11 protein-coding genes are annotated in these 13,229 nt (G+C 68.2%); 5 read left to right on the top strand and 6 right to left on the bottom strand.

Features of this window, described 5'->3' with window-relative positions:
- Positions 1 to 5 precede the first annotated feature (5 nt).
- Positions 6 to 1,007 carry a glycosyltransferase gene (locus ASD43_RS09080; RefSeq protein ID WP_056416365.1) on the bottom strand — a complete coding sequence of 334 codons (1,002 nt, stop codon included), beginning with the start codon at positions 1,005 to 1,007 and terminating at the stop codon, positions 6 to 8.
- 204 nt (positions 1,008 to 1,211) lie between these two features.
- Between ASD43_RS09080 and ASD43_RS09075 the strand changes: the two genes are divergently transcribed.
- Together ASD43_RS09075 and ASD43_RS09070 are read left to right on the top strand one after the other, a co-directional pair.
- Positions 1,212 to 2,519, top strand: a complete 1,308-nt coding sequence (locus tag ASD43_RS09075) for a lipopolysaccharide biosynthesis protein (RefSeq protein WP_157550932.1) — start codon at positions 1,212 to 1,214, stop codon at positions 2,517 to 2,519.
- Entirely contained in the window at positions 2,516 to 3,274 is a 759-nt protein-coding gene (locus ASD43_RS09070; RefSeq protein WP_056416357.1) for a glycosyltransferase, read from the top strand. The genes ASD43_RS09075 and ASD43_RS09070 overlap by 4 nt, the downstream gene beginning before the upstream one ends.
- Here the strand turns inward: ASD43_RS09070 and ASD43_RS09065 are convergent.
- From ASD43_RS09065 to ASD43_RS09050, 4 genes are read right to left on the bottom strand one after another with little or no spacing between them, the layout of a single operon-like run.
- Positions 3,216 to 4,343, bottom strand: a complete 1,128-nt coding sequence (locus ASD43_RS09065) for an acyltransferase family protein (RefSeq protein WP_056416354.1) — start codon at positions 4,341 to 4,343, stop codon at positions 3,216 to 3,218. The genes ASD43_RS09070 and ASD43_RS09065 overlap by 59 nt on opposite strands.
- Positions 4,340 to 5,476, bottom strand: coding sequence for an NAD-dependent epimerase/dehydratase family protein (locus ASD43_RS09060; RefSeq protein ID WP_056416351.1), 1,137 nt, complete (start codon positions 5,474 to 5,476; stop codon positions 4,340 to 4,342). Before ASD43_RS09060 ends, ASD43_RS09065 begins: the two co-directional genes overlap by 4 nt.
- A gap of 55 nt (positions 5,477 to 5,531) precedes the next feature.
- On the bottom strand, positions 5,532 to 6,422 hold the full coding sequence (locus tag ASD43_RS09055) for a glycosyltransferase family 2 protein (protein WP_056416348.1): 891 nt from the start codon (positions 6,420 to 6,422) through the stop codon (positions 5,532 to 5,534).
- A 52-nt stretch (positions 6,423 to 6,474) separates the two neighbouring features.
- Positions 6,475 to 8,406: a DUF6541 family protein gene (locus ASD43_RS09050; protein ID WP_056416345.1), complete on the bottom strand. Its 1,932-nt coding sequence runs from the start codon at positions 8,404 to 8,406 to the stop codon at positions 6,475 to 6,477.
- 185 nt (positions 8,407 to 8,591) lie between these two features.
- On the opposite strand from ASD43_RS09050, the gene ASD43_RS09045 reads away from it, so the two are divergent.
- Positions 8,592 to 9,461 (top strand): ABC transporter permease, encoded by an 870-nt coding sequence (locus ASD43_RS09045; RefSeq protein WP_056416342.1) that lies wholly within the window; start codon positions 8,592 to 8,594, stop codon positions 9,459 to 9,461.
- Positions 9,445 to 10,179, top strand: a complete 735-nt coding sequence (locus ASD43_RS09040; protein WP_056416340.1) for an ABC transporter ATP-binding protein — start codon at positions 9,445 to 9,447, stop codon at positions 10,177 to 10,179. Before ASD43_RS09045 ends, ASD43_RS09040 begins: the two co-directional genes overlap by 17 nt.
- A gap of 37 nt (positions 10,180 to 10,216) precedes the next feature.
- Here ASD43_RS09040 and ASD43_RS09035 read toward each other — a convergent pair whose 3' ends face one another.
- A complete protein-coding gene (locus tag ASD43_RS09035; protein WP_056416337.1) occupies positions 10,217 to 11,290 on the bottom strand; it encodes a glycosyltransferase in 1,074 nt (357 codons plus the stop codon).
- Positions 11,291 to 11,396: 106 nt separating this feature from the next.
- Here ASD43_RS09035 and ASD43_RS09030 point away from each other — a divergent pair, with 106 nt between their 5' ends.
- Positions 11,397 to 13,157: a DUF4012 domain-containing protein gene (locus tag ASD43_RS09030; RefSeq protein WP_056416335.1), complete on the top strand. Its 1,761-nt coding sequence runs from the start codon at positions 11,397 to 11,399 to the stop codon at positions 13,155 to 13,157.
- Positions 13,158 to 13,229: the final 72 nt, after the last annotated feature.

Here is a 13,229-nt window from a genome sequence, read left to right as displayed (position 1 = left end):
GCCCCTCAGGCCCTCGTGCGCGAGCGCCCGCCGATCAGGGCCCCCGCGACCCAGCTCGCGAGATACTCCGCGACGAATCGAGGGGCCACGTGTCCGTTCCTCCGTGCTCGCCGCAGCAGTCGCACCGTCGGCCAGAATCGACGCTCGCTGCCGAAGCCTCTGATCTGCGTGGACGGATCGCCCGTGCGCGCCGCGACCGTCTCTGCGACCAGCTGTCGCCATCCGACATACACCCGGAAGAGCATCCTGAGCATCGCCACGGGGTCGGATGACCCCTCGTAACGTTCGGTGAAGGCACGCGCACTGCGCCACGCGGTGGCGATCGCCGCGAGAGGAGAGCCCGATCCCAGCCGGCTCGGATCCCCGAAGACGTTGTTGTCGTGCTGGACATAGTCCTGGACCACCGCATCGACGATCCGCGTACCCCCTGTGACGCCGGCGAGAGCTGCGATCCAATGGTCGTGCGCTGCAGCCCTGGTCGACATGCGCGGGAAAGGAAGCGACGGTGCGACCAGGTCGCCGCGAAGGATGCAGAGCGACCCGGTGAACTGGTTGTTGAGCAGAGTCATGGCGGGCCCCAGATCCCGTCGATCGGTCCGACCTGTGACGACCTCTCCGGGATAGGTCACCAATCGCGCCTGCCCCGAGACCAGAGCCGCTCCCGCGAGATGAGGAAGCAGGAGCTCGAGCTTCTCGGGGTACCAGAAGTCGTCCTGATCGCACAGGGCCACCCACGAGACGCCCGGGTCGACCGCGCGCAGTCCGCGCTCGAAGTTGAGGTAGAAGCCGAGCCGCTCGCCGTCCGCGAGGACGCGGAATCGATCGTCGCCGCCTGCGGTCTCCGCGAGCACCCGCCGCACGGTCGCATCGTCTCCGTCGACCGTGATGACGCACTCCCAGTCCGTGACGGTCTGGGATCTGAGCGACCCGATCTGCCGAGCGAAGAGCTCAGGGTCGGGATCGTATGCCGCGAGCACAATCGCTCCACGACCGGGCGTGTACACCATCGTTCCTCACAGGAGCTCGTCGGATCGCTTCAAGTCTAGGCGACCCGTGCCGGTGGGCCGTGCGTGCACGGCTCCCCCGAGGACCGGCTCTCAGCGTGCGGTCCACGCGAGGCCATAGGATGATTGCATGCCCCGGGCCCTCCCTCAGCCGTGCTCGATCGAGGCGACCGCCCAGTCAGCGCTCCCGCCAATCGGCTCTCTGCGATGACGCGCGAACGCACCGCACGCCCGTCGCCCGCGGGCACCCTCGCGCGTCGACTGCTCGGCTTCTCGACCCTGCCGTTCCTCGCATCGGTGCTGCCGCTCATCGCGCTGCCCTTCATGTCCCGCGCATCCACCACCGACGACTGGACCGCTCTCAACATCGGCCTCGGCGTCGGGACGTTCGCCGGCGCCATCGGCCTGGTCGGATGGAACATCCTCGGAACGCCTCTCGTCGCGATGGCGGAGTCGGACGACGAACGCAGAGAGCTGTACGGACGGTCGTTCTACATCCGCGCTGCGGTGGTGGTGGTCGCTTCGCTGCTCAGCGCCGTGATCGCATCGCTCATCTCGCCCTCGTCGTCGTGGTCGGTGGCGGCCGCCTTCGCCGTCGCCGGTGCCCTCAACGGCATCGGACTCAGCTGGTACGCGGTCGGGGTCTCGTCACCGAGCATCGCGCTCTGGTACGAAGTGGTTCCCCGAGGCATCGCGACCGCTGTGGCGATCGCCGTCGTGCTGATCACTCAGGACGTCCTCTGGTACGGCATCCTGCTCAGCCTGTCGATCGTGCTCGGGACACTCGCGTTCCACCGCCGCGTGCTGAGGCGCCTCTGGCCTCCGTGGCCCGGCCTCGCACGGCTCGGCTCCGACGTCGGCGACATGAAAGCGGCATGGGGCGTCGAGTCGATCGGGAGCCTGTACCAGAACGCCCCCGTGCCGGTCGCGGGTCTCATCGCCTCTCCCGTCGACGTCGCCGCCTACGCGTCGAGCGATCGCATCTACCGCTACGGCACCCTCGGCGTCTCCGCGGCGGGCAACGCCCTGCAGGGGTGGGTGCTCGAGACGACGGACGCCGGCAGCCGAAGGGCCCGAAACCTCGCCTCCTTCGCGGTGATGGGTGTCATCGCCGCCATCGGGTGGGTGGTCCTCGCCGTCTTCGGGCCTCTGCTCAGCGGCGTGCTCTTCGGTGCCGACAAGCAGGGCGATCCCACTGCCTTCCAGTTCCTCGGCATCGCCTTCATCTCCGTGACGATGTCGACGCCGCTGATCCGCAACATCCTCATCCCGGCACGGCGTGACGGTTTCGTGCTCGCGGTCAGCATGGTCGCCGCCGTCGTCGGGGTCGCCATGATGGTCGTTCTCGGCTCGACCCTGGGGACCACCGGCGTCGCCATCGGATTCGCCGTGAGCGAGACGGCGACGCTCCTCGGATGCATCGCTCTCGCGAGCAGGGTCGGCCTCTCTCCTCCGCGGGCCTCGACTGCGACGACCGGCACCCCCTCCGACCCCGAAGGAGACATCCGATCATGAGCGCGTCCCGCGTCAGCGTCTGCATGGCGACGTACAACGGATCGCGATACGTCGTCGCACAGCTCTCATCGATCCTCGCTCAGCTGGGTCCCGACGATGAGATCGTCGTCGTCGACGACGCGAGCGCGGACGCGACCGTCGACGAGATCGAAGCCATCGGGGATCCGCGGATCGTGGTGCACCGCACCCAGGCCAATCGCGGGTACGTGAGATCGTTCGAGCGAGCGATCGGACTCGCGACCGGCGACGTCGTCCTGCTCTCGGACCAGGACGACCTCTGGACGGACGGGCGCCTCGAGTCCCTCGTCGCGGCGACGGATGCTCACGCGGTCGTGGCCTCCAACCTCCTGCTGCTCGACTCGGGGCAACCCCTGCGTTCGCCGCTCACCGGACGCCCCTGGCTGCTCTCCCGCTCCGACGACGGCAGGCGCGTGCGCAACGAGCTGCGGATCCTCGCCGGAGACGCCCCGTACTTCGGGTGCGCGATGGCTCTGCGGCGCGATGCGCTCGCCCTCGTGCTGCCCTTCCCCCCGTACCTCCGCGAATCACACGACCTGTGGATCGCGACGGCGGCGAACACGGCCGGTCTTCTCGGGCATGTCGAGAAGGTGAGCGTGCTGCGGCGGGTTCACGATGCCAACGCGTCGTCGTCACGGCCTCGAGGTGTCGGTGCGGCGCTGCGCTCGCGCCTTCTGCTCATCCGGCTGTGGCGGGAGGCGCGTCGGCGGACGGCGCAGCGGCGCCGGCGGGCGTGAGCACCGCCTTCTCGGACTTCTGAGAGCCACGCGCGAAGCGGATGAAGTGGCGCTCGACGAGCATCCAGCTCAGCCAGCCCAGGGCGAACGTCACCACGGTCGTGATGCCCGTGTAGACCGCGATCCCCAGACCCGCTCCGCCGAGGATCACCACGAGCTGCTGCACCGGCCAGGCGTAGATGTAGAAGCCGTACGAGACGTCGTTGCGCGCGATCCATGCCGGCTGCGGGATCACCGTCGACAGGTAGAGCAGCGCGTAGCCGATGAGGGGCGCGGCGATAGGTCCGCCTGCGACGGGGACGAACACCATCAGCACGGCCGCGAGCGGGATGCTGATCATCCCCACCAACGGCACCAGACCCCATCGCTGCACGACCAGGTAGATCAGCGACCCGCCCAGGAAATAGGGCAGCAGGCGGCTGAAGAGACCGAAGTTGCCGTCGAGGCCCCCGGTCACGCCCATGGCGTAGCAGACACGCACGATCACGGACGCCGCCCAGAGACCCGCCACGACGGAGATGGACCGCCGGAACACGGCGAGACCGCCCAGCACCCAGACGCTCAGGTAGCAGAGGAACTCGAAGTAGAGGGTCCACAGCGAGCCGTTCCAGGCGTTCGGATACGGCACATCGGAGAGCGACGTGCCGATCTGATAGTGCTCGATGCGGAGGAAGAGGTTGCCCCAGACATACTCGAGCGGAGTCGGGTCCGTCGTGAAGTAGCCGGCGAGGCTCCCGTGTGTGAGGAGCTGTGCGATCGGGCCGAACACGAGCGCCGTGACCAGCAGGCACACCACGAACGCCGGCATGATGCGCGCGATCCGGTGCAGCAGGAAAGTGCCCGGATCGGTGCGCATCCTCGAACGCGTGATCAGGAACCCGCTGAGCACGAAGAACCCGATGACCGCCCATCCGCCGAGGTTCTCTCCGTTGAAGCCCGGGCTGTCCGTGCGGCCGACGACGTAGTACCCGTGTGCCAGCAGCACCAGGAACGCGAGCACGAGACGGAACAGGTTGAGACTGTTCTTCCGATAGGGGAACTCCCGGGCCCGCAGCAGCGAGTGCGTCACTTCAGGAGGTTCCGCTTGCTCATCTCGTCGAGCGATCGCTGATATCCGTCTGCCTCGATCGGCTCGGTGAGCACCCATTCGACGAAGGTCCTGACGCCCTCGCGGAAGGGCACCTGCGGCGTGAACCCGAGGGTCTCCCTCAGCCGAGTGGTGTCTGCGACGTTGTGCCGGATGTCGCCCAGCCGGTAGTTGCCCGAGATCCGTGTGGGAACCTCGCGTCCGAACGCGTCGAACAGCGCGGCGACGACCTCGTTCACCGTGGTCGCCACACCGGAGCCGACGTTGAAGGTCTCCCCCGCCGCGCGCGGGTCGGTGGCGGCGAGGAAGGTCGCCTCGACCACGTCGTCGATGTAGACGAAGTCTCGGCTCTCCTCGCCGTCCTCGAAGATGTTGATCTCCTTGCCCTGACGGATGAGCGTCGAGAAGATCGAGAGGATCCCGGTGTACGGGTTCTTGAGCGACTGGCCGGGGCCGTACACGTTCTGATACCGGACCGACGTACCCTCGATCCCGATCGTCGGCGCGACCGTCATCACCAGCGACTCCTGCATCTGCTTGGTGATGCCGTACACGGAGGACGGATGCAGCAGCGCGCTCTCGTCCGTCGGGACGAGGCTGATCGGCCCCTCCCCCGCCGCATGCACGTCGAAGTCGCCCGCCGACATGTCGGCGTCCGCACGATGCGGAGGGTGGACGCGACGACCGTCTTCGGTGACGTAGGTGCCTTCGCCGTAGATCGACCGGGAGGAGGCGATCACGATGCGGCGCACTCCGTGGTCCTCGTTGGCGAGCAGGTCGAGCAGCTTGGCCGTGCCCCCGACGTTCGCGTCGACGTAGCGGTCGATCTCGTACATCGACTGACCCGTGCCGGTCTCGGCCGCGAGGTGGATGACGATGGTCGCCCCCTCGAGGGCGGTGCGCAGGTCGTCCGTCGAGGTGACCGTGCCGACGACGACGTCGGCGATGCCGTCCAGCGACCGCAGCAGCGGCGACGTGGTCTCGGGATCATTCCCATGCACCTGCGGGCTCAACGAGTCCAGCACCGTCACCCGGTGTCCGTCGCGAGCGAACCGGGCCGCGAGCCGGGTGCCGATGAAACCGGCCCCGCCGGTGATGAGCACGTGTTCGGACATACGAAGCCTCCTGCAGGGTGTGTCGACCAGGCGATCCGGCGCGCCTGCTCGCCACTCAGACGGCGAAGATGTGCGCCAGCGTCGATTGTATCCCAGCGCGATCTCCGTGCCGGATGACACCGGGGAGCTCGCTCACGGCGTGCAGCCGCGACATGATCCGGGCACGGGCGACGGCACTCGTGCGACGCCACCCCTTCTCCCGCGCCAGATCACGGGCGATCGCGAAGTAGGCGCGCTCGTCGCGGAAGCGTCGGCCGTCGAGCAGCGTCTTCTGGGATGCGCTCGAGCCGTGTCGGCGATACGAGAAGGCGAGCTCGGGAACGTACGCGAGCGTCCCCCCGTCGAAGGCGACGTCCATGAGCAGAGCGAGGTCCTGGATGATGGGCAGGCCGTCGCGGAAGTCTATGCGCTGCAGGGTCTCGGTGCGGAAGGTGAGCGAGGGCCAGTACAGCCAATCGCCCCGGATGAGGCTGGTGGCCATGCGCTCGCCCGAGAGCAGAGCGATGCCCTCGCCACCCCGAGGGGCCAGCATCCCCTGCTTGACGCGGTCGACGAGCGGTCGGATCACCCGCCCCGTCTCGTCGATCACCTCGACTCCCGGCTGGATGACGTCGACCTCGGGACGCTGACGGATCACCCGTTTGACGACCTGCACGTAGTTCGGATGCAGCAGGTCGTCGCAGCCGAGGATCGTGATGTGCGACGTCGTCGCGCGGCGGATCGCCTCGCGATAGTTCTCGGTGATGCCCAGGTTCGTCTCGTTGCGCACGTACGTGATGCGCTCGTCGTCGATCTCCGCGAAGTACGCGGGCACGGAGTCATCGGGATAGCAGTCGTCGATGACGATCAGGTGCCAGTCCTCGTCGCGTTGGGCGCGAACGGAGTCGACCGTCTCACGCAGCAGTCCGGGATCGCCCCAGAAGGGCACGAAGATCTCCAGAGTCATCTGATTCCTTCCCTCGTACGATGACCGCGGCATCCGCGATCGTCGGTCGCGCTCATCCGCAGAGCACGACCTTGTACAGCACGGCGTCGCCGACCTGGTCGACCTTCTCGACGGACTTCGACGTGCGCAGTCGATCGAGTCCCTTGTAGGGGTGCTCGCCGTCGTTGATCTCCTGGGTTCCGAAGTCGAGCACGTACTCCACGTCGAGGGCGTCGATCGCCGAGCACACCTCCTCCGATCCCGGGCGCGCGCTGTCGAGCCGATCGAGCAGCACGGACATCTCCTCGGTGATGTCCATCAGGGTGTGCGGCATCACGACCTCGCGATCAGCGATCGCGTAGGCCAGTGCCGTACCCGTCCACGGGCTGCCGAGGATGACGGCGTCTTCGGGGACCTCGTCGTCGAGCCTCTCGATCAGCGCGAGCTCATCGGACGTCAGGAGCGGCGACTCGTCCGTCGTCGCGAAGGCGCCGTGGGCGGAAGCGACCGCCTGGCGCATGCTCCCCGCCTGCGGCAGGAGCACGAGCACGACGACGGCGACCGCGGCGAGGGCCAGGCGCCGAACTCGCGCGGAACGCACCTTCGCGCTCCAGCGCCTCAGAACGCCCCAGAGGGCGTGTCCACCGATCGCTGCGACAGGAACCCAGGCGATCGCGAGCAGGGCGGCGAGGCGAGGGGCGTTGTTGTACCAGGCTCCCGTCAGCAGGTCGCGCTGCACGAGATACGGCAGACCCGAGACCACGATGTAGAGCCCTGCCGCCGCAGCGAAGAAGCCGACCGCGATCCAGTCCGTCACGGAGCGGCGGCGAAGGCAGACGACGAGTCCGGCGATCACGAGGGCGGCCACCACCACGTTGACGGGAGCGGACCAGACCGATGCCGTCAGGACTTCGCCGACGGCCTGCCCGACGGTCTCGGTCGGCAACCACGAGCGTGCGTCGATCGGCGGACGCAGCACGTACCACGCCGCCAGCACCACGACCGCATAGGCCGCGGCGCACGCCGTCGAGACGACCTTGGCTCGCGCGGTCGGGCGCGAGAGCAGCAGCCGCACCCAGAGCACCAGCAGCACGACCGTCGTGAAGACGAGAAGGGCGACGAGGCCGCCGGGGTGTGCGATCGCGACGGCGGGGACCGAGCCGAGCGCACCCACCGCGAAGGGCCATCGTTCGCTCCAGGACCGACGCGCGCTCGCGGCGACGATGAGCGCCAACGGCACGCCGATCATGCTCAAGGACATCATGTACGGGAAGAGGACGCCGTAGTCGACGAGCAGCAGCGGGAACGCCGGGATCGCCACGCTGATCGCGGCGGCCACCACCATGACGGGGGTCGACGAGCCGGCGAGCACCCGGGTCAGCAGCAGGATCGTCACCGGCCACGCGAAGGCGGCGAAGAAGATCATCACGGCGTTCGACGCGACCGGGATGCTCACCCCCGCCAGCTGCACGACCAGCGAGGCGACCGCGTGCCAGCCGGACGGATAGAACGGCAGCCCGCCGGTCGCGGCGCTCGTCATCGAGCCGATCGTCAGAGGCGAGACGGAGCCGGTGTCGAGGGCGTAGCGGATGGCATTGAGATGGAAGATGTTGTCGAACGTCTGCGAGATGTTCTCGGGGGTGCCGATGACGAGGATCAGCTGTGCGACCACGACGAGGATCGCACCGACGACGGACAGCAGCGCCGCGCGTCCGAGGCGGACGTCGAGTCGCAGGGCGGAGACGGAGAACCAGGGCGCCAACCGGAGGACGGCCGCGATGGCCGCGATCACCGCGGTCACGGCGAGAACCGGAAGGATCCCCCATTCCCAGCCGACGAGGGGCGCGCCGAGCGCGGCGAGGACGATGACCGTGACACCGGCGGGGACGGCCAGCGCCCACGCGACATGACCGCGAGCGCCGAGCAGCCATGCGACGGCGAACCCCGGGACGAGGACGAGGCCGGCGGTGACCAGCACGGCCAGACCCAGGTCGAACCATCCCATGTGCGCAGCGCCTTTCTCGTACCTGACCGGACGTCGGCCACCGGCGTCGATCCTATCGAGGTTCGTCTGGGGGACCACCGACACACCGCTCGAGCGCCCCCTGACGGAGCGCACGATTCGGAGAACCTATGATTGACGAGGCGTTCCCCCCGAACCGGACGTCTGACGGAGGTGACGAGGACGCCATGTCGCAAACATCTGTGCCCGCCGAGCTGCGACTGACGCAACCCGGATCGAGCACTGGACTGCTCGACGTGTTCCGTCGTCGTTACCTGCTCAGCCTGATCGTCCGCAAAGAGGTCGGCATCCGCTACCGCGGCTCCGTGCTCGGGTGGCTGTGGTCGTACGTCAAGCCGCTGATCCAGTTCCTCGTCTTCTACTTCGCACTGGGTGTCTTCCTGCGACTGAACGACAGCATCGAGTACTACCCGATCTACCTCCTGTCGGGCATCACCGCGGTGACGTTCTTCAACGAGTCTTTCGCGAACGCCACGAAGTCCCTCGTCGAGAACGCCGCGCTGATCAAGAAGATCTATTTCCCGCGGCAGATGTTCCCGGTCGCGAGCACGATGGTCGCGGCCATCAACACGGTCCCGCAGATCATCGTGGTGCTGGTGATCGCCCTCTTCTTCGGATGGTCTCCGAGCCTCGTCGGCGTCGCCGCACTCCTGCTCGGTCTCGTCATCATCTCGCTGCTCGCGACGGGCCTCGGACTGCTCTTCGGCGCGATCAACGTCACCTTCCGCGACGCACAGAGCTTCGTGGAGATCATCGTCATGATCTCGGTCTGGGCATCGCCGGTGATGTACCAGTGGCAGATGGTGGCGACGAAGGTCCCCGAGTGGCTGTTCCAGCTGTACGCGCTGAACCCGATCACCGGTGCCGTCGAGCTCTTCCACTACGGCATCTGGCACGCGCTGAATCCCGCGAACGCCGAGCCGCTGCCGTCGATGTGGTTCCACGCGGTGATCGCTCTCGCCGTCTCCATCGTCATCCTGATCATCGGCGAGATCGTCTTCCGCCGTCTGGAGGGTCGCTTTGCCCAGGATCTCTGATGCTCCCCGCATCCTCGTCGAGGATGTGCACAAGCACTTCAAGCTGCGCCACACGCACTCCATGAAGGAGACCTTCGTCGCCGCGATGCGCCGCAAGCCCCTCACCTCGGAGTTCCAGGCGCTCGACGGCATCTCCTTCGAGATCGGCGAGGGCGAGGCCGTCGCGCTGCTCGGCTTCAACGGCTCGGGCAAGTCGACGATGCTCAAGCTCATCTCCGGCGTGCTGCGCCCCGACGAGGGACAGGTGCGCACCCGGGGTCGGGTCGCGGGACTGATCGAGGTCGGCGCCGGATTCCACCCGGACCTGTCGGGTCGCGAGAACGTCTACCTGAACGCGGCCATCCTCGGCATGTCGAAGAAGGAGACGAAGGAGCAGTTCGACTCCATCGTCGAGTTCAGCGAGATCGAGAAGTTCATCGACACCGAGGTCAAGCACTACTCCTCCGGGATGTTCCTGCGCCTGGCGTTCTCGGTCGCGATCCACACGCATCTGGACGTGCTCCTGATCGACGAGATCCTCTCTGTCGGCGACGAGCCCTTCCAGAAGAAGTGCCTGGCTCGCGTGCGCGAGCTCCACGCCCAGGGCAAGACCCTGGTGGTGGTGAGCCACGATCTGAACATGGTCTCGCACCTGTGCGAGCGCGGCATCCTGCTGCAGGACGGCAAGGTGCGCTTCGACGGCCCCAGTGCGGATGCCGTCGAGCTCATGCGCTCCTGACGGGCCCGGCACCCGCTCTGACGGGCCAGGCACCCACTCAGAGATCGGCGTGCAGGCCCCACACCCGTTCGGCGGCACCGAGCCAGGAGAACGACCTCGAGCGGTCCGCACCGAGGACGCTGAGCCTTCTCGCGCCGTCGCCGACGGCGTCGACGGCGGCGTCCGGAGCATCCGCGGCGTCGACGATCATGCCGCCGTCCGCGATCACGTCGTGGTGCACACCGCTCTCGACGGCGACCACGGGGACGCCGAGGGTCATCGCCTCGACCGCACGCCAGGGCCACCCGGCTCCGGCATCCGTGGCGACCATCGCGGCGGCGGCGGCGAAGACGGCGGCGCGGTCCTCCGTCGACAGCACTCCGCGGATGTGTGCGCGGGCCTCGGGCAGACCGACCGCCGCGGCGATCTCGGCGAGGGCCGGCTCTGCACCCTCCGGGGCGTCGAGGACGACGGCGTCTCGGCCCGTCACGAGAGCCGCGCGGAATCCGGTCTCGAGGGAGTCGGCGGCGCCGGTGACGACGACGTAGGACGCGGGAAGCGACAGAGCGGTGCGTCGCGCGGCGGCGTCGAACGGCACGACGAACGACGACGGGACCGCACCGGAGATCACGCGGATCCGGTCACCCAGCTTCGTGATCTCCCCGAGTCGGGCCGCGATCGCGTGCGAGGGAACCACGACGGCGTCCGCGTGCTTGACGGCTCTCTTGAGCATCGCGCGCTGCCAGGACACCGTCGACTTGGGCAGCAGCTGCGGGGCGTCCCACGCGCGCAGATCCCACAGAGTGACCGTCGTCTGGTCATGATCGTGCACCCGGTCGTGCCGCACGAGCGGCGCCATCAGAGTCGCCGAGTGGATGAGGCCGTCACCCGCGCCGGCCGGGATCCCCAGCTGCCACGATCCGGCGAGCTCGCGGCGCGCGAGCGAGAGCCTGCGGACATCCGCGATACCGCGGATCGACACCTCGGCCCCGGCGGGCACGATCGCCTCGACCTCGCATCCGGACGGTGCGGTCGCGACCAGTGCTGCGGCGAGATCCGATGACGCGAACGCGTGATTCCCGTCGACGACATGCGTCAGCTGATCCAGAACAACACGCAGCCGAGCACCCATGCGACAACAGTAGCCGTCCGCAGCTGGAGAACCCCGGAGCACGGCCGCGTGGGGCGCACGCGCTCCGCCGTACCGGCGATATCCCGCTTCGTGCTTGAATGCAGGAGTGAGTGACGGACGCCTTCCTGTACGTCGTCGGTGGTTGCGGTGGACCCTCGGCGTGATCCTGACGATTCTCGTGCTCGCGATCGGGTGGGTGACGGTGCGCGGCATCGGTGCCGTGAACGACCTGCAGCAGGTGGCGACGTCGTCGTCGACGCTCAAGCAGGCGGTCGGCCAGGGTGATCTCGAGAAGGCCGCCTCTCTCTCGTCCCGCATCGCGCATCATGCCGGGTCCGCGCACGACCTCACCTCCGATCCCGTCTGGCACGCCTTCGGCATCCTCCCCTGGCTCGGGCCGAACTTCGCGGCCGTGAGCGACGTCGCCGAGATCGCCGACGACGTCGCCTCCGATGCGCTCGTGCCGGTGCTCGACGCCGCCGGCGCTCTGAACCTCGCCAGCCTCGGCCTGTCGAACGGCGCCGTCGACCTCGCCCCTTTCGCCGCCATCGAGCCGTCGCTCGCGGACGCGAGCACGACGCTGAGCGCGGCGCAGGACCGCGCTCTGCGGATCGATGCGGATGCGACACTCCCCCCGCTCGCCGATGCGGTGCGCGGGATGCGCTCGACCGTCACCCAGGCAGCGACCGTGGTCGGATCGCTGCACGGTGCGGCCGCGCTGCTGCCGAGCATGCTGGGTGCGGACGGCCCCCGCAACTACGTCCTGGCGATGCAGAACAACGCGGAGCTGCGCTCTTCCGGAGGCATCATCGGAGCCATCGCGCTGCTGCACGCGGAGAACGGACGGGTCACCCTCGTGCAGCAGGCATCGGTACCCGACTTCCCGAAGCTCGACGACCCCCTCCCGCTCAGCGAGTCGACCGTCGCGCTGTTCGAAGACCGCCCCGGCCGGTACATGCAGAACCTGACGAGCATTCCCGACTTCACCGAGGCGGGCCCCGCGATAGCGGCCCGCTGGCAGAACCGGTTCGGCCAGCCGATCGACGGCGTCGTCGCCGTGGACGCGGTCATGACCGAGAGCCTCCTGAAGGCGACGGGCCCGCTCACGTTCGGACCGTTCAGCGTCACGCACGAGACGGTGGTGAACTTCCTGCTCTCCGAGATCTACGCCGCGGTCCCCGATCCTGCGGCCCAGGACGAGGTCTTCTCGCAGGCGGCGGGAGCACTGCTGTCGGCGGCGCTGTCGACCGCCGATCCGAAGGACCTCGTGGCCGCGCTGGCCGATTCGGCCGAGCAGCACCGGATCCGCATCTGGAGCGCGCACGAAGGCGAGCAGAAGATGCTTGCCGCGTCGTCGCTCGGCGGCGCTCTCCCCGTCGACGACACGGAGACGCATGTGGGCGTGCTGGTGAACGACACCACCGGCGGCAAGATGGACTACTACACGGATGCCTCCATCACCACCTCGGTGGGGGTCTGCGACGGCGAACCGACCACCCAGGTGCGGGTCACCTGGACGAACGACGCGCCGGCGGATGCGGGCACCACCCTGCCGCCGTACGTCACGGCGAACGGGTTCTACGGAGTCCCGCCCGGATCCGTCCGGACTCTGATCACGGTGTACGGGCCCGAAGGCGCCACCGCGTCGCACATCGACCGCGACGGTGAGCAGGAGAGCGTCCAGACGGCCCTCCTCGGCACACGCACCGCCGTGCAGCACGAGGTACTGCTCGCCCCCGGCGAGTCGTCCACGATCACCCTCGAGTACCAGGGCACCGGCGCCGGCGAGCGACTCACCGTGGTCGATCACACGCCGATGATCAGCGACCCCGAGATCTCCCGAGAAGAACTGCAGTGCGCCTCGTGACTTTCCCGATCCGATGATGTAGTGTCGGTCTCACTGGGGAATATCTGGGTGCAATTCTGTCGTGGGGACAGG

The organism is Microbacterium sp. Root553, from assembly GCF_001426995.1.
In the GTDB taxonomy this organism is placed as follows: domain Bacteria; phylum Actinomycetota; class Actinomycetes; order Actinomycetales; family Microbacteriaceae; genus Microbacterium.
The sequence above is the reverse complement of the archived record's forward strand: the minus strand, read 5'-3'. Positions and strand labels throughout refer to the sequence as shown.